General features: G+C 38.5%; 17 protein-coding genes. 11 read left to right on the top strand and 6 right to left on the bottom strand.

All coding sequences use genetic code 11. The features are described from left to right. Positions 1-203: 203 nt before the first annotated feature. The 6 genes from ACFSUL_RS20840 to ACFSUL_RS20815 form a co-directional block, all read right to left on the bottom strand. On the bottom strand, positions 204-575 hold the full coding sequence (locus ACFSUL_RS20840; RefSeq protein WP_377938251.1) for a hypothetical protein: 372 nt from the start codon (positions 573-575) through the stop codon (positions 204-206). A 376-nt stretch (positions 576-951) separates the two neighbouring features. After that, the gene (locus ACFSUL_RS20835; RefSeq protein WP_377938249.1) at positions 952-1,242 is read right to left on the bottom strand and encodes a YxcD family protein; all 291 of its coding nucleotides are present in this window, start codon (positions 1,240-1,242) and stop codon (positions 952-954) included. Next, complete coding sequence (locus ACFSUL_RS20830; RefSeq protein WP_377938247.1) at positions 1,230-1,658, bottom strand: hypothetical protein; 429 nt, start codon at positions 1,656-1,658, stop codon at positions 1,230-1,232. The genes ACFSUL_RS20835 and ACFSUL_RS20830 overlap by 13 nt, the downstream gene beginning before the upstream one ends. 33 nt (positions 1,659-1,691) lie before the next feature. Next, positions 1,692-1,838, bottom strand: coding sequence for an FbpB family small basic protein (locus ACFSUL_RS20825; protein WP_377938245.1), 147 nt, complete (start codon positions 1,836-1,838; stop codon positions 1,692-1,694). A gap of 534 nt (positions 1,839-2,372) precedes the next feature. Further along, positions 2,373-4,025 carry a M4 family metallopeptidase gene (locus ACFSUL_RS20820; protein ID WP_377938243.1) on the bottom strand — a complete coding sequence of 551 codons (1,653 nt, stop codon included), beginning with the start codon at positions 4,023-4,025 and terminating at the stop codon, positions 2,373-2,375. A 467-nt stretch (positions 4,026-4,492) separates the two neighbouring features. Next, positions 4,493-5,626 carry a diguanylate cyclase gene (locus ACFSUL_RS20815; RefSeq protein WP_377938348.1) on the bottom strand — a complete coding sequence of 378 codons (1,134 nt, stop codon included), beginning with the start codon at positions 5,624-5,626 and terminating at the stop codon, positions 4,493-4,495. A gap of 294 nt (positions 5,627-5,920) precedes the next feature. On the opposite strand from ACFSUL_RS20815, the gene ACFSUL_RS20810 reads away from it, so the two are divergent. The 11 genes from ACFSUL_RS20810 to ACFSUL_RS20760 all read left to right on the top strand — a co-directional run bounded on the left by ACFSUL_RS20810 (position 5,921) and on the right by ACFSUL_RS20760 (position 19,835). Next, positions 5,921-6,184, top strand: a complete 264-nt coding sequence (locus ACFSUL_RS20810; protein ID WP_377938241.1) for a hypothetical protein — start codon at positions 5,921-5,923, stop codon at positions 6,182-6,184. Between the two features lie 276 nt (positions 6,185-6,460). Then, entirely contained in the window at positions 6,461-6,730 is a 270-nt protein-coding gene (locus ACFSUL_RS20805) for a hypothetical protein (RefSeq protein ID WP_377938239.1), read from the top strand. A 448-nt stretch (positions 6,731-7,178) separates the two neighbouring features. Next, positions 7,179-8,174, top strand: coding sequence for a hydroxyectoine utilization dehydratase EutB (gene eutB / locus ACFSUL_RS20800; protein WP_377938237.1), 996 nt, complete (start codon positions 7,179-7,181; stop codon positions 8,172-8,174). A 331-nt stretch (positions 8,175-8,505) separates the two neighbouring features. Next, on the top strand, positions 8,506-10,203 hold the full coding sequence (locus ACFSUL_RS20795; protein WP_377938235.1) for a PucR family transcriptional regulator: 1,698 nt from the start codon (positions 8,506-8,508) through the stop codon (positions 10,201-10,203). Positions 10,204-10,565: 362 nt separating this feature from the next. Next, positions 10,566-11,786 carry a M24 family metallopeptidase gene (locus ACFSUL_RS20790; RefSeq protein ID WP_377938233.1) on the top strand — a complete coding sequence of 407 codons (1,221 nt, stop codon included), beginning with the start codon at positions 10,566-10,568 and terminating at the stop codon, positions 11,784-11,786. Next, positions 11,777-12,781: a cyclodeaminase gene (locus ACFSUL_RS20785; RefSeq protein ID WP_377938231.1), complete on the top strand. Its 1,005-nt coding sequence runs from the start codon at positions 11,777-11,779 to the stop codon at positions 12,779-12,781. The genes ACFSUL_RS20790 and ACFSUL_RS20785 overlap by 10 nt, the downstream gene beginning before the upstream one ends. Positions 12,782-12,796: 15 nt before the next feature. Further along, positions 12,797-13,999, top strand: coding sequence for a cystathionine gamma-synthase family protein (locus ACFSUL_RS20780; protein WP_377938229.1), 1,203 nt, complete (start codon positions 12,797-12,799; stop codon positions 13,997-13,999). A gap of 30 nt (positions 14,000-14,029) precedes the next feature. Further along, positions 14,030-15,280, top strand: a complete 1,251-nt coding sequence (locus ACFSUL_RS20775) for a M20 metallopeptidase family protein (RefSeq protein ID WP_377938227.1) — start codon at positions 14,030-14,032, stop codon at positions 15,278-15,280. Continuing rightward, on the top strand, positions 15,270-16,325 hold the full coding sequence (locus ACFSUL_RS20770) for a homoserine dehydrogenase (RefSeq protein ID WP_377938225.1): 1,056 nt from the start codon (positions 15,270-15,272) through the stop codon (positions 16,323-16,325). The genes ACFSUL_RS20775 and ACFSUL_RS20770 overlap by 11 nt, the downstream gene beginning before the upstream one ends. Before the next feature lie 21 nt (positions 16,326-16,346). Next, entirely contained in the window at positions 16,347-17,789 is a 1,443-nt protein-coding gene (locus ACFSUL_RS20765) for an aldehyde dehydrogenase family protein (RefSeq protein ID WP_377938223.1), read from the top strand. 501 nt (positions 17,790-18,290) lie between these two features. Then, positions 18,291-19,835 carry a BCCT family transporter gene (locus ACFSUL_RS20760; RefSeq protein WP_377938221.1) on the top strand — a complete coding sequence of 515 codons (1,545 nt, stop codon included), beginning with the start codon at positions 18,291-18,293 and terminating at the stop codon, positions 19,833-19,835. The last annotated feature ends 27 nt before the right edge of the window (positions 19,836-19,862 follow it).

The raw sequence follows: 19,862 nt of genomic DNA, 5'->3' as shown, positions 1-19,862 counted from the left end.
AACCAAATACTGGGATAATTAATGAGGTAAATAGTACTGTAGTATAATTTTCATTATATTAAAGCAAAAAGAGTAGCCATCCCACCTTCTTAGTAAAGGCCTGTGGGGTAGTTACTCCTATTTGTAATTACTTATTCAGCATAGTTAACTGCATATTTTAGTCATGTGAAGCCTACTACAACGATAAAAATCCCACATAAATATTACGCAGATTTAGTTATAGCACCCATACCCTCTAGAATTATCTTTGCATCACTATTTAAATAGTTCATGATATCTTCTCGTAAAAACAATTTTGAGTTATCTTTTAAAATTAGCTTAATGCCTTTTACATTAAATTTATAAGCATAAGAGTTGATCGTATTTATTGTTATCATATCTTTTCGAGTCAGTGGTTTTTGATCAGATTGTAAATTTTCTGATAGGAAATTAAGTATATCCTTTGCATTACCCTCTAAACGATTTTTGTGAGGTACTAAACTATCCATGTTCCGTTCGATATACACCCTTGCTGTTACAAAATCAAGCTCTTTTACACTTTTGTTTATTAAGTCTATTATTTCTTTAATATTCATCTTCTCATCCTATCTATTATTAATTAGTAAAAAACGACTAGTTAAAATTACTTATGTGGTATATTGATAAATTATAGCAAAAATGAATAATAAAGTGAGGGTTATTTTTGAAATTTGTCGAAAATTGTTAGGTTTTTAGGGTGGCAGGGAAATAATGGAGAGGTTTCTTGTGTATATGCGTGGGATTACAAGGAAGTTATGTGGTGAGGGAGGGGCTTTTAGAAGCAATAAACATGCGAACTAGTCTTGTTTATGGGAATTTGAACACTATTGCTAAGAGCATAAAAATAGCCATTACTTTCAATTAAATGTTTAATTGAAAGTAATGGCTAGACATTTAGGGGTCTATGCTAACAAATACCGTTATAGACTTAACTTATTCAACAAAAGCAATAATCCCCTCATGATCATCAAGTTCTAACTCTATCCCCGCAGCAAACGGATCAATGTTCATTTCAGTATCAAGCCAAAAGCGAATAGCTTCAATAATATTTAATGTTATTAAAACTTGCTTTCTACCTAAAACATGGGATTCTGCTGAGAAACCATGGTCATCATCAAACATTAATTCAATTTCCACTTCATGAGGTGAAACTTGCCTTTTGTCTGCAATATACAAACAGAGAGCATTAATAATATCTTGCTCGGAAATTTTTATCTTTCCCATGTGTTAGCTTCCTTACGCTTCTTTTTAAGGGTAGTGAATATTTTGCGGATAATGGAAATTAGCACAACGATGGCTAAAACGTTTATCATAAACCCTAAAATAGAACCTAATGCACCAAGGTTACCTAGTAGACTACCAAATAGTAAACCAGCTAATCCGCCGACAAGTAGACCTTTGAAAAGACCACCCTTGTTTGACTTTGTTGCCGTCGATTTATTCGTTGATTTTTGCTTATTTACTTGTTGGTCATTATCCTTTTTGAAAAATGATGGGCTGTTATTGTTTGAGTTAAAGGACTTTTTCCCCGATTTATAAGATTTTGCACTTACCTCTGTTGGGTTCTGATCGAATACATGTCCGACAGGTGCAAGAAACAAGGTGAAAATCATAAGAGAAGCGAGTATTTTTTTTAACATGTGATAGCCTCCATTTTGTTGGGTTTTTGCTTATTAAACTTGTACTCTTTTTCGTGACTCTTCTTGTTCGTGTCTCTTATCTATTTGTTTTTCAATTTTTTCTAATTCAAACTTATCTTTCAAAATTTCTTGCTTATTCTTTTCTACTAATTGATTAAAAGAAAATTTATGTCTTTTCATGAGACAGGTACCTCCTCTTGTTAAAGTATATTTTTGCTTTTATCCCGTGCTAACGAGTAGTAAACCCTACTAATTGAAGTTTTGCTTTAGTAACGTAAAACCACAAAGGGCCTATACCAATCTTTGGTATAGGCCCAAATAACAAAAAAGACCTCTACCATTTGGTAAGGTCTTGCTAACAACGTCTAGTTGCCAACAAAGCCGAGAGCTATTCACTCCGTAATGACGACTTTGCTGTAAAAGCTACTCCCCTTAAAAGGAATATAGAGTTTATATGTTTATTATAGGAGAATAGTAGTTTTATGTCAATAGAGGTCTCTTTTGGAGGTCCGTCCCGCGGTGAGGTAATGCGTTAAAGGGGTGGGGGACGGACCTTTGCTTAGGGGTTATTTACCGGTTTTCTGTCGGTATTGTGGAACCCGACTGTGGAATTCAATAGTTGAATAAATCCGGAGGGAACCTTTTTAAAGGTCCGTCCCTCAGTGCGGTGATACGTTGAGGTAGTGAGGGACGGACCTCTGTTTAGGATATTTCCTATTCTACAATCCCAACTTGATCAAATCCACCAGCAGCAGCTTCGACTTCTGGACTTCCTTCGCCATAAAGGTCAACAGCCGATTGGATGATTGCTTTGCGAGCATCACTGAAATCAGAAGTTGGTGTTAGGTAGGTAGTCATCGCACGGTAGTAAATTTGCCCAAGTGCATCACGTCCAATATCTTGTGCTGTTAAATAGGCAGCATGGTTGATGATAGAGGAGTTGATATGAACACCACCATTATCTAGATGACGTGGAAGGTCATAAAACTCGTCCATGTGAGAAGGGTACATTCCATCGCCATTTCCATAGGGTACATAGTCTTCTTTTACTGGATATTTGCTTGGATCACTCAAGCTACGCAATGATTCTCTACCGTCTGCTTTCGCTCCTGGACCCATAATATCCTCACCTAGCTCCCAGTTTTCATCATCAATTAAGGCACCAAAGATATCTGCAAATGATTCGTTTAGTGCACCTGATTGGAAACGATAGTTTAAGTCAGCAGAATTTGTAATAACGCCATGTGTCATTTCATGGGCAGCTACATCAAGCCCTGCAGAAAGAGGGACCATGTAGGAGCCGTCACCATCACCATATGTCATTTGATAGCCGTTCCAAAAGGCGTTATTATAATTAGTTCCATAATGTACACGTGAAATGATTGGCATGCCTTTATCATCTAGTGAATTCCGTCCGTGTTCTTCAAGGTAGTACTCATACACTTTTTCAGAATTAAAATGAGCATCTACTGCAGGCCTGTCGTATTCATCTTTAAAAGAAGCGCTATTACCTTCAAACAATTCTCCTGTTGGGTAATCATAAGTGAAGATACCTTCTAAACCATCGTGGGAATAGTCGGCTAGTTGAAAAGTTGTACCGGAATGCGGAAGCTTGTTTTTCGAGATATGTAGATGCCTAGTTTCCCCTAGTACACCAGTTCCAACCCCTGTTTGTGTTTTGATTTTATCTGCATGCATGATTGCGTTGTACTGATCAATTACCTCTCCAGTTTTTGCATCGACAAAAACAAACCAGTTACCAGGCTCATTACCTAGGAAGTTAACATTTACTTTATATGCTAGATGGTTTTCATCGTCAAAAGGATAGATAACAAGCTCAGATGTTGGTAAATAGTCAAGTTGAGCAGGAGCATCTACGGATGACCTTGCGACTTCCAGCGCTTTTTTGCTACTTATTTTTGCGGTTGTATCAAGAGAACTTTCTTGGATTTCTTTGTTTTGGTGCCCATTAGTTGCAACAATTTCATTATTTTTGTTGTAGTGTACAATGACTTCTGCACCTTCAATAGGTACACCATTTTTCGTTTGATTAAAACGAATATGTGTCATACCTAGTTCATCTTTTTTGGTGCTTTTTGTTTTTAAGTTTGCTTTAGGATTCTTTAATTCTAGTTTATCTTTGTTTTCCTCTAAATAGTTAAGGGCATCGCTCGCATTACTAGAGGTGCGCTTTTCTGCGTGTTTTTCTTTAACAAACAGAGGGACATTTGCTTTTTTATTCCATTCTTTTGTTACATTTTCTATTACTTTTTCCTCCGGTTGTACTGCTAGAACGTTACTAAATGGGATTGTTCCTGCTAATAGAGTAGACGAGAGAATGATTGGCGCAATGATCCTTTTCTTCAAAATATTACCTCCTAGTATTTAGTGATATTTAGTATAGACTAAATTAGGTTAAATTGAATGATTATTCTGAATTATATTGATTGTAGGTCTAATACTACAGTGAATCCTGATTTACTAGGAGGTATGGACTCTGAATTATTTTGAATCGATAAATTTCGCCTTCCGAATTAATTCAAAGGAACGTGAAAATATCGAAATTTGATGAAAAAATAAACTAGAGTGGTAACAGGGGAGAGGGGGGACAAATAACTAGAATCACAAAGGTCCGTCCCTCAACACGGTAATGCGTTAAATTGATGAGGGACGGACCTTTGTTTGGGGTTGTTTGTCAGTCTCATTTCGGTATTGTGGAATTCAACAGGTGAATATTGAGGTTATATCAACAGGTGAATATCCACCAATATTCACCTGTTGAATAAACCGTTGAATAAACCAGCAGAAGGTCCGTCCCTCAGTACGGTGATGCGTTAAATAGGGGAAAGACGGACTTCTGAAGTGACTTCTGAGCAGTTCCATACGGAAGTTTTATTTCTTCCTGTTTCTTTACTTTTGTATAGTGCCTTGTCGGCTAGGTTATAGTAATAGGCGAATTTTTCCTTTGTGGGTGGAGCAACGGATGTTACTCCAATGGAAATTGTCACAGTTTGAAATGGACTATAGCTATGCTCGATGTTTAATTGTTGTATATTCGTTCTAAGTTGTTCTGCGAATTTCTTTGACTCTTCCGTTGAATAGTAGGGAAGAATGATGGCGAATTCTTCCCCACCAACTCTAGCGCTATAGCCTTTATCCTTGCACATTTTTTTGATTTCTTTTGAAATTACTTTTAAACAATAATCGCCTTTTTTATGTCCATAGGTGTCATTGAATTGCTTGAAGAAGTCAATGTCAAATAAGATTAGCTCGAATGGCTGATTCTTTTTGAAAAGTCGTTTCACTTTTTCATCCAGGTAGCGGCGATTCCCTAACCCTGTTAAAAAGTCTTTGTTTACTAATTTACTAAGAGAATTAACCTTTTGCTGTGAGTTGTTATAAAAAATGATCATCATAATAAAGTAGGCAAACGAGATAAGAAGGGAAATTCCAAACATAATGGATGATTCTCTTCCAGATCTTTTAATATCGTACGAGACCGCGTCTAATTCCTTTTGGATACTTTCTGTCCATTCTCTATGTTCTGTTCGATAATTATTCATCATCTCTCTTGTTTTGTACCATTCCGCTTCTGTTAAAGTAGGATTTTCGCTTAATTCTGCAAAACGATTTTGGAGATTTGCAATTAATGGACGTAGCGTGGTGTTGTATTCTTTCTTTAGTTCAGGGAAGTTTCCGATACTGCTTGTAATTTTTTCGTCATTCCTATCAATCCTATCTCCTCTGGTGTAATCGGGAGTTAATAACGTTGTTTTCGGGTCTAGTAAATAGCCGCGAATTCCCTCTTCTAGGCCCATGACAGCTGTTAACATCCGTTCAGAGTAGGTGATAAGTGGAATAAGTTCTTGGTTTAAAAATTCCGTCTGGTTTTCAAATTTTTTAAATGTATAGAAATGGATACTATTAGTTAAAAGCAAGAGTCCTAATACTCCCCAAGTAATTTTCATTCTCACTTTAAAAACTCCTCCATTGAAATAGTAGAAATACTTTATTTTGACTATAGTTTTATTTTCATTGTAAGTAAATAGCTAATAAGAAAAAAGTCGAAATTTGTCTAATTATTTATACCTGTGTCAGAAGAAATATAAACTTTCTATTTATTTGAAGAAAATACTGCAAATTTAAACTTTTTGTGGGCGAGTTTAGGAAGTGAGAAATAAAGGTATATAGTTTTATAGATATTAAAGACTAGTTAAAAATATCTATTTAATTGTATAAAAATGAAAGGGAGATATTTTATAATGATAATGAAAAGTGATAAGGCGATGATAAATTGTACATGTTTGGAAGTGATAGTTCCCCATCCAATAAAAGAAATCGGTGAAGTTTCAATGTATGTGTTTAAAATGAAAGACGACTTTATTTTTTCTATTCCTCATCATAACTGGTCGTATTATAAGGCGGGGAAAGGAGAGGTAGAAGTAACTGGACCGAGCTCGTTTAGATATCCTGCTTATAATAAAATTTTGATAAACGAAATGAGTCGAGCGATGGCTTCTTTTTAGTGGTGCTAGTTACTTTTTGGAATTGGTTAGTTTATATTTTCGGTACAGGAAGTAGAAAAGACAATGATGAATAAAGTAATGTTTGTTAGAAAACTAACAAAACTTTGGGCTAGCAACTACTTTATAGGACAGAGTTGACCTAATGCCAAATACATCAATGTCTGTGTGGGAGAGAACGGAACAACCAACTAGGCCCTTCGAAATAAAAACATAGATTGATAGAAAGTATTAATTTATAATAAAATCATACTTTTTACCCAGGAGGAGCGAGGAGCAATGTTATACATCGTAGGGGCAGTTATATTATTGATAATAGGGGCTATGATTGGTGGCGAAAGTGGCGTAGGTTGTGTTTTCTTTTTGTTAATAGCCGCCGTATTGTGGCGAATTGGTGTACTTGGTTTTATTATAAGAATGTTGATGTGGGCTGGAAGAATAGTAGTAAATATACTAAAGTGGGTCTTTCAAAAAGTGGTTTACTATGGATATAAGATATATGACCTTTTTGATGATAAAGCAATGGATTTCATACATATGACGTTTTAAGATTTTTCTATATACAAAATCGTAATCAATTTCTTATCAAGAAAAGCACCTTGAGATTTGTATTCATCAAGGTGTTTTTTTAGTTGGAAAAGAGAGTTTTGTTGTTAAATATTGGCCACAAGTGTAAAGTTAGCGCTCATAAATATGTCCAATATTTCCTAAGACTCCCTCAATCTGAATCCCTCCTTAATTGAAGAATTCTATAGAACAAATTGTATGAAAAGCTCCTCATTTTATAGCCACTTTGAGCAATTGATATCTCTTATAGAAGGAATTAGTATTTATTTTAAGAATATGCTCTATTGTTATTTTCTTTTTGAAGTAGAGTTTCCGAGAGGTGTACCTGGAACAATTTTACTGAATTGTGCCAGGAACAGATCTCCACCATTGTTCCTGGCACAAACAAGTTCACAAACAAGTTCACAAACAAGTTCAAGGAGGGGAAAACATGATAAAACATACCAAAGACATAACCATCCGCCATATTTGGGAAGCGAGAAAACAAATTGCTTCTATTGTAAATAGAACACCATTGATTCAGTCTGCTATTTTATCAGAAAAAGTGGGGCGTTCTGTTTATTTAAAGCTAGAGAATGTTCATGAGGTTGGTGCATTTAAGGTAAGGGGGGCGGCTAATAAAATTCTGAGCTTGAGTGATGAAGAAAAAAAGCGTGGGGTTGCGACGTTTTCGACGGGAAACCATGGGATGGCTGTTGCGTATGTGGCCAATAAGCTTGGGATGGATGCGGTTGTCTGTATTTCGAATCGAGTGCCAAAAGCAAAAGTGGACTCCTTAAAAAGGTTGGGAGCTCAAATTGAAATCGTTGGGGATAGTCAAGATGCTGCTGGTGAGCGTTGCTATGAGTTGGAAAGAGAGAAGGGAGTAACGGTCATTGAGCCATTTGATGACCCGCATGTTATTGCTGGTCAAGGAACAATTGGTTTGGAATTGTTGGAGGATCTTCCGAATCTAACGGATGTGATTGTCCCGCTTTCAGGTGGTGGGCTTCTTTCTGGAATTGGTTTGGCGTTGAAAGCAAATGATCCTAATTTAAGGGTAACTGGAGTCTCAATGGAGCATTCGGCTGTTATGTATGAAAGTTTAAAAGCTGGTAAACCAGTAAAGTTAGACGAAAGTGAGACACTCGCTGATAGTTTACTAGGCGGAATCGGACTTGATAACAGATACACGTTTAAAATGGTTCAGCAATATATGGATGACGTGGTGCTCATTCCGGAAGAAGAGATTGCGTATAGTATGGCCTATATGATGGATAAACACCGAATGATTATGGAGGGGGCCGCAGCAACAGGAATAGCCGCCATTTTAGGAGAAAAGATCCCTCATCAAGATGGAGATATGGCGGTGATTATAAGTGGGCATAATGTGGATCTTTCCACACTACTTACGTTGATTCAACAATATACTTTTGAAAATAAATAGTGAGGTTATGTAAAAAATAAAACATTTTTTAGGTCGAAGGGAAGCAATCAGAATGGTAAGAATCCTATACTACGTATCGATCTTAAACACTAAAAAATGAACGTATTTCAAGATTTCCTCCCACCCAATGATGAAACAGTATCTCTGTAGAAAGTAGGATAGTATAATAGGCGGTATTTATACATTTTTCCCATAATTGGTAGTTTTCCGTACTATCTGAATTTATACTATAAGAGGGATAGTTAGCACAATAATGGCTTTTGTCATAAGGACTAGTGGTAACCGATTTTTTCTAGTTATTTTAATTCTCAGGTGTTCAGGGAGGAACAGCATGGTACTAACAATAGGGGATGTTTTAAAGTACGAAATGATGAAAAATGCTAGGATCGTAACAGGGAAAGATTTTGCGAATGAACGGATTATTCAATGGATATCTGTAATGGAGATGCCAGTGGAAAATTTTGTTCGTAAAAATGAGGTTGTATTAACAACTGCAATTGGATGCAATAATGATGTTGAGGCATTAAAAACGTTTGTACAAGATATTATTGACTCGGAAGCAACAGCACTTATGATCGCTTTAGGAAGGCATATATTCGATATTCCAACAGAAGTCATTGATTTAGCTGAAAAGCATGATTTCATGATCATTGTTATCCCGTGGGAAATTCGCTTCGCTAATATTATTGAAGAAGTGATGAAAGAAATCAATGATATCCAGCATAAAGAACGGAAGAAATCAGAGAAGGTACAGCAGGAGCTATTAAAGTTAATTTTAAAAGAAACCAATCTTAATCATATCTCGAAATTTATTCAACGACATATTGGCTGTTCGATCATTATTACCGACCGATCAGGATCTATTCAGGAAAAAAGCTGCCACACCGAGATGTTTGTAGAAAAATGGAATAATTATGTTCTGCAAGGCATCCTTCCTTCTCGAAAACAACCAACTTTACTAACGCGTGATCCGATGTTTCAAAAGTTTCAAATTGTTGAAATAGAAGATCAGACAATACTGCAGATTCCGGTGCTACAAGTTGTAGGTGAGGCAAAAGGCTATATCTTTGTGCTGTTACCATCTAACACATCAATGGATTCTTATTTAACCGAGTTTCGAGTGAACGTGTTGGAGCATGCAGCAACAACAATAGCACTTTGGTTTTCCAAAAAAAATGCCATTGAAAAGACGAAAATGCGTCTTCGTAGTGATTTTGTGCAAGAGCTTGCTAAAGGGGAGTTTATTTCGTATGATCAGGCAAATGCAAGGGCGAAATTACTCGGCTACAATTTAAAACTTCCATACGTTTGCATTGTAGGGTTCCCAGAAAATCTAGAGGTGCTTTTTCAGAAGCGAAAACAAGATTACGATTCCTATGAGCATTGGTTTGAAAGCATGCTTCTCTATATTGAAGAAGAGGTTTTTTACGCAGCAAAATCTCTTAATCGGCAAGTAATGCTGACATATCAAGAAGATCAGTTGCTTATTTTCTTTGAAATTCCTTGCAAAAATGAAAATGAAACCACTCCTCATTTTCTAGACCTAGTGGAACGCCGTTTAGGCAATTTGCTCCCTGAGGTTATCGTATCATGGGGAATCGGGAACTATCGTGAAGGTTTTAAAGGGTTTGCTGAAAGTTATCAACATGCACACCTCGCCTTAACGATTGGGAGACGTAAAAAAGGAACAGGTTCTCGTATGATGTATGAGAACACACGCGTGGACCGTGTACTGTTAAATCTTGCCCAAAATGAGGATATGAAAGAAATCATAATGTCTACAATTGAACCACTTGTTCACTATGATGAGCAACGAAATATGGATTTGATCGGCACCTTTATTGCGTATAACCAATTCCATGGAAATGTAAGTCAAACAGCAAGGTCATTGAATTTACATAGGCAATCCTTGCTGTATCGCCTGAGAAAAATAGAATCATTAACAGGACTCTCGCTTATTGATCCGGATGATTTATTTTTATTGGACTTAAGTATCAAGACGTGGAAATTAGGTGTATCGGCCGATTAATACAAGGCTATTAAAACGTCTACTAGTAATAACACAGTATATGCAAGAGCGCTACTGACTAGTAATCTAGTGAAATATAAGACCGTCATAAAAATCTGGTAAGGAAAAGGATTTTTATGGCGGTTTGTTTTTTTGTGGTGATTTTTCGTACGTGAAGGCCAGTACAGATGATTTGGCACCAAACCCTACAAGTATTCCAGGCACATTTCCCATCCTTTTGATAATTTGACTATAAACTCATTAAATCTTCTTACATTTTTGCTAATGACGGATTTCTTGCCTTGCCACTATAATAAATTTATAGATTAACTATTCAGAATAATGAAAACAAATCATTCAGGAGTTAGGGGGGGAACGTTCCCATGTCATTTGGAACAGCAGAGTATCTAGAAAGAATTCGTAAAACAAAAGAGAGAATGGCAGTGCAAGGGATTGACGTCTTACTTATTACGGATCCAGCCAATATGAACTACTTATCTGGTTATAACGGTTGGTCCTTCTATGTACATCAGATGTTAGTGATTATTAATGATGAAGAACAACCGATTTGGATTGGAAGGGGTCAGGATGCAAATGGAGCGAAGATAACAACCTGGCTATACCATGAAAACATTATTCCATATCCAGATGATTATGTGCATTCTGATAGCAAACACCCAATGGACTTCATCGCTGATATTTTAAAACAAATTGGCCAGGATAAACGTTCAATCGGTGTGGAAATGGAAAACTATTATTTTACTGCGAAATGTTATGAGCAACTGAAAGAAGGATTACCAAATGCCAAATTCAAGGATGCAACGCTTCTCGTAAACTGGGTTCGCATTGTGAAATCTAATAAAGAGATTGAGTACATGAAGCGGGCTGCTGCTATCGTTGAAAAAGCAATGATGGATGGAATTGGAATGATTCATGAAGGTGTTCGGGAATGTGACGTTGCAGCGAAAATTTTTCATACACAAATTACGGGAACAAAGGAATTCGGGGGCGATTACCCAGCAATTATGCCATTGCTTCCATCTGGGGAGAAAACCTCCACTCCACATTTAACTTGGACGGATGAGCGTTACAAACATGGAGATACTGTAATCCTAGAAATGGCTGGTTGTTATAAACGTTATCATGCACCACTTGCAAGAACGGTTAATATTGGTAAGCCCTCCCATAAAATAAAAGCGCTTTCAGACGTCGTTGTTGAAGGATTAAATGCTTGTCTTGACATGATTAAGCCAGGCATTATGTGTGAAGAAATTGAAGAAACATGGAGGAAAACAATCGAGAAAAGCGGGATCGTAAAAGAGCAACGACTTGGTTATGCTGTGGGCTTAAACTATCCTCCTGATTGGGGAGAGCATACAGCGAGTATTCGTAAAGGAGATAAAACAATTCTTCAGCCCAATATGACATTTCATTTAATTCCAGCTATTTGGTTGGATTGTTACGGATTTGAAGCGAGTGAATCATTCCGGGTAACAGAAACGGGCTGTGAAACGTTTGCTAATCTTCCAAGACAATTGTTCATTCAAGATGGGATTCCTACAAATAACACTATTGAAGGGGGGGAGACAGAACCGTGCGTATAGTTACAGAGCAAGAGCTAAAAGAGTACGTGCATTTAAATTTAGAAGCAATTTCCGTTGTGGAAGAAGGGTTTACGAAACTAGCAAACAATGAAGTGGAAATGCCGCCGATTATGCGTGTTGATATTCATGATCAGAATGGAGAAGTAGACGTAAAAACAGCATATGTAAAAGGCAAAGATATGTTTGCAATAAAAGTTTCTTCCGGATTTTTTAATAACTTTAAGCTTGGCCTTCCGAGTGGAAATGGGCTCATGATGTTAATTAGTACCCAAACGGGTATTCCACAGGCGCTTCTTTTAGATAATGGGTATTTGACAGAGGTTCGAACAGCTGCAGCGGGAGCAATTGCTGCTAAATATCTTTCACGAGAGGACACGAAAACAGTTGGAGTAATTGGAGCGGGAAGTCAAGCGAGGTTCCAAGTAAGAGCCTTAAAACTAGTACGTAACTTTAAGAAAATACTTGTGTATTCTCGTGGGATGGACCGTGCAAAAAAATACGCAGAAGACATGGCGGTGGAACTTGGCATAGAGGTCGAAGTGGTAGATAGTGCGGAACAGGTTGTGCGGAATAGTGATTTGGTCATCACGACAACGCCAGCAAAAGAGCCAACTATCAAAGCGGATTGGCTTCATCCGGGACTTCATATCACCGCGATGGGATCAGATGCAGAACATAAGCAAGAGTTAGAGGCGGAAGTGCTAGTTCGAGCGGATAAACTTGTGTGTGATACGATCTCGCAGTGTGCCAGATTGGGAGAGTTACATCACGCACTTGATAGTGGTGTTCTAACAAATGATTCGTCGATTGTGGAACTTGGTCAGTTAACATCGAAGAAGTTGAGTGGTCGTGAGAATGAGGAACACATTACGGTTTGTGACTTAACGGGAACAGGGGTTCAAGATACAGCCATTGCATTATTTGCTTATAAAGAAATGGTTGAACGAAATGTAGGGTTGACGGTTGAAAATAAAACAGTATCATTAAAAAACTAATTGAGGAGTGGTTATATGACAAATAAAAACACGAAACTAGGTACGAAATCAGTATGGGCAGGGGAAAAAGACTATTTAGTGCACGGTGCAACACAAGTGCCGGTCGTTCTTAGTGTTGCTTATGGATATGATGATATGGATGAATGGTATGACGTCGCGACTGGAAAGAAAAAAGGACATATTTATGGACGGAACACAAATCCAACAGTTCAAGCGTTTGAAGATAAAATAAAAATTTTAGAAGGAGCAGAAGCAGCAACAAGTTTTTCAACAGGGATGGCGGCAATCAGCAATACATTAGCAACCTTTTTATTCCCTGGTGACCGAATTGTATCTATTAAAGATACGTACGGTGGTACAAATAAAATTTTCACAGAGTTCCTTCCTCGCCAGCAAATTGATGTCGCTCTTTGCGAAACAGGAAACCATGAGGCAATTGAAGCAGAAGTAGCAAAAGGATGTAAAATTTTATATTTGGAAACACCGACAAATCCAACTGTTAAAATTACCGATATTGAGCGTATGGCAAAAGCTGGCCATGATGCAGGAGCACTTGTCATTGTAGACAATACGTTCGGAACACCAATTAATCAAAATCCACTTTCACTAGGAGTAGACTTAGTGATTCATAGTGCAACGAAATTCCTTGGTGGGCATGCAGATGCACTGGGTGGTGTTGTATGTGGCTCTGAAGAACTTGTAGAGAAAATTTACCACTATCGTGAAATTAACGGAGCGACAATGGATCCAATGGCAGCTTATCTCACGTTACGTGGAATGAAAACACTCCACCTTCGTGTCCGTCAGCAATGTGCCAATGCAATGGATATTGCAAAGTATTTACAAACAAAAGAACTAGTCGAAGGTGTTTACTACCCAGGCCTTGAAACACATCCAAATCACGAGATTGCGAAAAAACAAATGAAAGATTTTGGTGGGATGCTTAGTTTTGCCGTAAAAGGTGGAGTGGATACAGTAAGAGATCTTCTTCCAAAATTACAATTTGCCAACCGTGCTGCAAATCTCGGTGCTGTGGAAACGACAGTAGGGCCTGCTCGCACGACAAGTCATGTGGAATGTACTCCAGAAGAACGGGCGGCAATGGGAATTCCTGAAGGGCTTATTCGCGTATCTTGCGGAATTGAAGATATTGAAGATTTAATTGCGGACTTTGAACAAGCATTTCAACACGTAGAAAGTGCATTAGAAGTTAAATAGATACCTAGTTTTCTTTTGAGGTGATGACAAATGTCAAATGATCATCCGATAGTCGAGCAAATAACTAGTTTGTTTGACAAATTGATTGAATGGCGACGCACGTTTCATCAATATCCCGAACTCAGCTTTCAGGAGTTCGGGACCTCCCAATTTATTGTGGAAACGTTAGAAGGAATCGAAGGAATGAAAGTAGAGAGAGGTATTGGGGTGGAAACCAGTGTTGTTGGAACATTAACCTCTGGTGTAGGTCCGACAATTGCGATTAGGGCTGATATCGACGCCTTACCTATAACGGAAGAAAATCCAACTAGTTATCGTTCAAAAAACGATGGTATCATGCATGCTTGTGGGCATGATGCTCATACGGCTATTTTACTGGGCGTTGCTTCCGTACTTGCTGATTTTTTTAAAAAAGGTGAAGTGATAGGAACAGTTAAATTTGTTTTTCAACCTGCAGAAGAAAGTACAGATGAATTCGGATTCTCCGGAGCCCCTTATATGGTGCAAGCGGGTGTTTATGACAAGGTAGATGCAGCCGTCGCTCTTCATATGTGTCCATGGCTTCCGGTCGGTGAGGTTCAAATGAATGATGGATTCAGTATGGCGAATGTCGATGTTTTTAAGGGACGGATTTATGGAACGGGTGGCCACGGAGCCTATCCAGAACTTGGAACAGATCCAATTTGGATGCTTGGACCTGTTATGCAAGCACTGCACGGGATTGTTGCTCGACAAGTGTCTGCCTTAGATGCAGCAGTTGTAAGCATAGGGCAAATTCATGCAGGCACTGCAAGTAATATCATCCCGACAGAGGTAATGATTGAAGGGACACTTCGCAGTTATTCACCGGAAACTCGTGATCTTTTAGTATCTCAATTAAGGAAAGCATTTTCGATAGTGGAGCCACTTGGTGGTCAATATTCATTAAATATCCAAAGTGGTGAACCAGCCTTAAATAACAGTTCCCTTGTGAACGAGTGGATTATGAAAACGATACTTGAAATCTACCCTGGAATTCATATTACGAAACGTCCATTCGGACTAGGAGGAGAAGATTTTGGTTATGTCACACAAAAGCTTCCGGGTTCGATGTTTTTTCTAGGATGTGCACCATCAGACGGAGTGCACAGAGATTTGCACACACCGATTTTTGATATTGACGAAACGTGCTTACCGATAGGGACCGCGATTCTTGCACAGACCGCGATAAAGTTTTTAAAAGGTGAGGTAAACTTACCAATCCATCCAAAAAATATGGAGGTGAATCCACGTGGTGCATAAGCTAGCTTTTATTGGGTTTGGTGTAGTGGGGCAAGGATTAGCCGAAATTTTACGTGATAAAAAAGAAGCGTTAAAAAAAGGAGAAGGTTTTGAAGCAGCGATTGTGGCAATTTCGGATTTAATGAAAGGTTCGATTTATGACCCAAATGGTTTGGATATCAATACTGCTTTACGAGTGTTAAATGAAACGGGGAATCTTGAAAACTATCCAGAAACGAACACGCTTGTGACGGGCTGGGACAGTTTAAAAACGATTCGTGAAACAAACGCGGATACTGTCATTGAAGTTTCTTATACAGATGTGAAAACAGGGCAGCCGGCTATTAATCATTGTAAGGCGGCATTTGAGAGTGGGAAAAATGTTGTTATGACAAACAAAGGACCTGTTGCACTTGCGTATAAAGAGCTTTCTGCCATTGCTAATCAATATGGGGTTCATTGGGGATTTGAAGGAACGGTTATGAGTGGGACACCTGCATTACGGATGCCGATTGCTACATTAGCAGGAAATGAAATTACTGAAATACGTGGGATATTGAATGGTACAACAAATTATATTTTAACGAAAATGGAAAACGAAGGTGTATCTTACGAAGAAGCATTAAAAGAGGCGCAGGAGTACGGGTATGCAGAAGCGGATCCTACTAGTGATGTAGAAGGCTATGATGCAAGATATAAAATTGTTATTTTAGCAAACTATGTGATGAACGCGCCACTAACGGTAGAAGAAGTGTCGTGCAAAGGGATAGCCGATATTACACTAAAAGACATTGAAGAAGCAAAAGCAGAAGGCAAGCGTTGGAAGCTACTAGCAAAAGCACGTAAAGAAGGCGAGGAAATCATTGCTTCCATTGCGCCTGAAAAGGTTGCTATTACAGATCCACTTGCCTCCATCAGTGGTGCTATCAATGCGATTACTTATGAATGTGATCTTTTAGGTACTGTAACATTAAGCGGTGCAGGTGCCGGAAAAGTGGAAACGGGCTTCTCTCTTTTAATCGACTTAATTACGATTGATCGTGAAAGAAAAGTAGTAAAAATCTAGTGATGGAAAGGCGGTAGTATGATGGCAACTCAACTTACGGGTCAAAGGATGTTTCTTGCGGGTAAATGGGTGAAATGTGATCGAGTAATTGAGGTTCGTGATCCTCAGGATAACAGTGTCATTGATACAGTACCTGCTGCATCAGCAGAAGATATGAAGAAATGTATTGAAGAAGCAAAAGAGGGAGCAAAAACTGCAGCTTCTATGCCGGTGCATGAACGGATGAAAATTGTGAATGCAGCGGCCGATTATATTGAAAAGAATGCAGAAAAGTACGCAAGAACCATTGCGAGAGAAGGAAGTAAAACGATTCGTGAGGCAACAAAAGAAGTAGAGAGATGCATTCAAACACTTCGCATCAGTGCAGAAGAAGCAAGACGGATTCACGGTGAGACAATTCCTTTTGATCAAATGCCAGGAAGCGAGAATCGTGTCGGATATTATTATCGTTTTCCAATTGGAATTATCGGTGCAATTACACCGTTTAATGATCCGTTGAACCTTGTCGCCCACAAAGTAGGACCCGCAATCGCTTCTGGAAACGCAATTATTGTAAAGCCTGCAACGGTTACACCATTAAGTGCTTTATTGCTAGCGGAAGCATTTGCCGAAGCGGGTTTACCTCCCAAAGTGTTATCTGTCATAACGGGTTACGGCAGTGAGATTGGTGATACTTTAGTTACACATCCTGCTGTTCGAATGATTACGTTTACAGGAGGACTCGATGCCGGCGAGGAAATTTCACGTAAAGCTGGTTTGAAAAAAATTAGCATGGAGCTTGGGTCGAATTCTCCTGTTATCGTACTAGAAGATGCTGATGTAGAAGAAGCAGTCGAGTCAACTGTATCGGGTGCCTTTTGGGCCGCGGGACAAAATTGTTTAGGTGTTCAACGTATTTATATCCAAGAAAGTATTATGGATGAATTCGAAAAGTCGTTTGTGGAACGTACCAATCAATATCGTGTTGGTGATAAACAATCAGAGCTAACGGATATGGGACCGCTTATTAATGAGAAAGAAGCGATTCGTGTTGAGCATTTAGTTAATGAGGCAGCGGATAAAGGTGCTTATATCTTAACAGGTGGAGAACGAAAAGATGCTTTTTACTCGCCGACTGTTTTAGCAAATGTACCGGAAGACTGCACGATTGCAAAAGAGGAGGTCTTTGGTCCAGTTGTTCTTCTTTATCCCGTTGCGGATCTAGACGCAGCCATTCAAAAGTCGAATGACGTAAATTATGGCTTACAGGCAGGAATTTTCACTAAAAATATCGAAAAAGCATATAAGGCCATTGCGAAAATGGATGTCGGCGGAATTATGATTAATGACAGCAGTGACTATCGAATCGATGCGATGCCATTTGGAGGTGTGAAAAAGTCGGGGTTAGGACGCGAAGGAATTTCGTTTTCAATACAGGAGATGACAGAGCCGAAAGTTGTTTGTTTTAAATTAACTAACGATTAATCACGATGTCATATATAGAATAGAGAGGGAAGGTGCCACGGTTGCATGATTCCCTTTTGTTCTTTTTAAATAACTGAATATTCAAAATATAAGTAGCGCATCCGATATTTAATTTTCGTATTCAAAAAAGGCTTCTTTTTAGAAGGCTGTTTTCTAAAAGATTATTGCTGTTAGCAACAGTTGAAAATATAGAGTGGATTGGAGCGGAAAGCACTTGAATACTGCGAGATATAGAGGGAAAGTCGAGACCCCGCAGACGAATGTCCAGCTCCAACGGCTAACTCGCTGTGAAAAGGGTGAAATTTCCCAAGGGCAAAGGATGCCTTTACGGAATTTTCCTATTTTCTTCACGAGCTGAACAAGCCGCTTCCGCTTTTCTAGAAGGCTCGACTTCCTCCCCGAGGAGTCTAGTGCCTGCAGCGGAAAGGAACAGTCCATTGCTCACAAACAATAAACTTTACGAAAACAGCCTTTAGAAAAAACAGATAAAGGGTGGTTGATGTGAGGGAAAACAAAGAACATACTTCTTATAACAATCCAGTTTTTAAGGTATCAGCTATTGTCGTTGTCCTTGTTGCGATTTGGGGAGCGATGTCTCCTGAGAGTCTTGCCAAAAATGCTTCCGCTGTTTCAGGGTTGATCAATGATTCATTTGGTTGGTTTTATTTAGCCTCCGTTGCTGGTTTTGTTGCATTTTGTTTATTTCTGGCTTTTAGTAAATATGGGAAAATCAAACTTGGACAAGAACAGGAGAAACCTGAATTTTCCTTTTTTGCTTGGATTAGCATGTTATTTGCCGCAGGATTCGGTGCCGGAATTGTCTTCTGGGGTGTTGCCGAGCCGTTAACTCATTTTGCTACCCCTCCTTTAGCGGGAGTTGAACCTCAATCTGCTGAAGCGGCGCGTGTCGCGATGCGTTATTCCTTTTTTAATTGGGGTTTCCATCAATGGTCTGTGTTTACCATCGTTGGACTAGCCCTTGCTTATTTTCAATTCCGCAAAAAAACGAAATTGCTCGTGAGTGAGACGCTTGATGGTGTAAACATTAAAAAGAGAAGTATAAAAAAGACGATTAACATTCTTGCTATCATTGCAACCGTTACAGGGGTTGCCACATCGATGGGCATGGGAGTTTTACAAATTGATGCAGGACTAAATTATGTATTTTCCCTTCCAAACAGTACATGGATGCCGCTTTTAATCATAGGTGTAATGTTTGTGCTTTATATGACATCAGCGCTAACTGGATTAAATAAAGGAATTAAAATTTTAAGTAACACGAATATGGTATTAGTCATTGGATTTATGCTATTTTTCTTATTTAAAGGTCCGACTGTTTTTATTTTAGAGAGCTTTGTACTAGCGGTCGGTGATTATTTTCAAAAATTTATCGAAATGAGCTTTTTCTTAACACCTTACACAGGTGATAAGTGGGTACATGATTGGACGGTTTTTTATTGGGCATGGGTTATCACATGGTCGCCATTTGTTGGTTCGTTTGTTGCTCGAATATCAAGAGGAAGAACGATTCGCGAATTTGTCATTGGAGTGCTAATTATCCCTCCAGTTATTGCATTTATGTGGATGGCCATTTTCGGTGGAACCGGAATACACATGGACTTATTCCAGAATACAGCCCTTTCTAATGCAGTTTCACAGGATGTAGCAACAGCAATATTTGTTTTTTTACAAGAGTTTCCACTTTATGGCATACTATCTGTGCTAATGCTTGTGCTTATTGCGATTTTCCTTATCACATCAGTAGATTCTACGGTATATGTTCTTGGAATTATGTCATCAAATGGAAATGAAAATCCATCGATTGCTGTAAAAGCTATTTGGGGAGTGTTAATTGCAGCCATTACAGGTGTACTAATTGTCAGCAGTGGATTAGAAGGCTTGCAATCCGTTGCGTTAATTGCCGCCCTTCCATTTACCATTATCATGATTTTAATCAGTATATCCCTATTTAAATCCCTGCATCGTGAGCAAAAAACTGTAAAAGAGGATATTAGCGAAATAGCGCCACAAAGGGAGGCCCAGTAGGATTTGAAGAATTAGTAATTATAGGAC

Origin of the sequence: Bacillus seohaeanensis (assembly GCF_042684945.1) — a bacterium.
GTDB lineage: Bacteria > Bacillota > Bacilli > Bacillales > Bacillaceae_B > Rossellomorea > Rossellomorea seohaeanensis.
Note: the sequence above shows the minus strand (reverse complement) of the source record. Positions and strands in the feature narration are given on the sequence as shown.

Bases quoted from the DNA above. Each gene is read 5' to 3' on its own strand.
- ACFSUL_RS20805 (WP_377938239.1), top strand. From the start codon at position 6,461: ATGTTATACATCGTAGGGGCAGTTATATTATTGATAATAGGGGCTATG.
- ACFSUL_RS20810 (WP_377938241.1), top strand. From the start codon at position 5,921: ATGATAATGAAAAGTGATAAGGCGATGATAAATTGTACATGTTTGGAA.
- ACFSUL_RS20790 (WP_377938233.1), top strand. From the start codon at position 10,566: ATGTCATTTGGAACAGCAGAGTATCTAGAAAGAATTCGTAAAACAAAA.
- ACFSUL_RS20835 (WP_377938249.1), bottom strand. From the start codon at position 1,242: ATGGGAAAGATAAAAATTTCCGAGCAAGATATTATTAATGCTCTCTGT.
- ACFSUL_RS20825 (WP_377938245.1), bottom strand. From the start codon at position 1,838: ATGAAAAGACATAAATTTTCTTTTAATCAATTAGTAGAAAAGAATAAG.
- ACFSUL_RS20830 (WP_377938247.1), bottom strand. From the start codon at position 1,658: ATGTTAAAAAAAATACTCGCTTCTCTTATGATTTTCACCTTGTTTCTT.
- ACFSUL_RS20775 (WP_377938227.1), top strand. From the start codon at position 14,030: ATGTCAAATGATCATCCGATAGTCGAGCAAATAACTAGTTTGTTTGAC.
- ACFSUL_RS20840 (WP_377938251.1), bottom strand. From the start codon at position 575: ATGAATATTAAAGAAATAATAGACTTAATAAACAAAAGTGTAAAAGAG.
- eutB (WP_377938237.1), top strand. From the start codon at position 7,179: ATGATAAAACATACCAAAGACATAACCATCCGCCATATTTGGGAAGCG.
- ACFSUL_RS20815 (WP_377938348.1), bottom strand. From the start codon at position 5,626: ATGAAAATTACTTGGGGAGTATTAGGACTCTTGCTTTTAACTAATAGT.
- ACFSUL_RS20795 (WP_377938235.1), top strand. From the start codon at position 8,506: ATGGTACTAACAATAGGGGATGTTTTAAAGTACGAAATGATGAAAAAT.
- ACFSUL_RS20765 (WP_377938223.1), top strand. From the start codon at position 16,347: ATGGCAACTCAACTTACGGGTCAAAGGATGTTTCTTGCGGGTAAATGG.
- ACFSUL_RS20780 (WP_377938229.1), top strand. From the start codon at position 12,797: ATGACAAATAAAAACACGAAACTAGGTACGAAATCAGTATGGGCAGGG.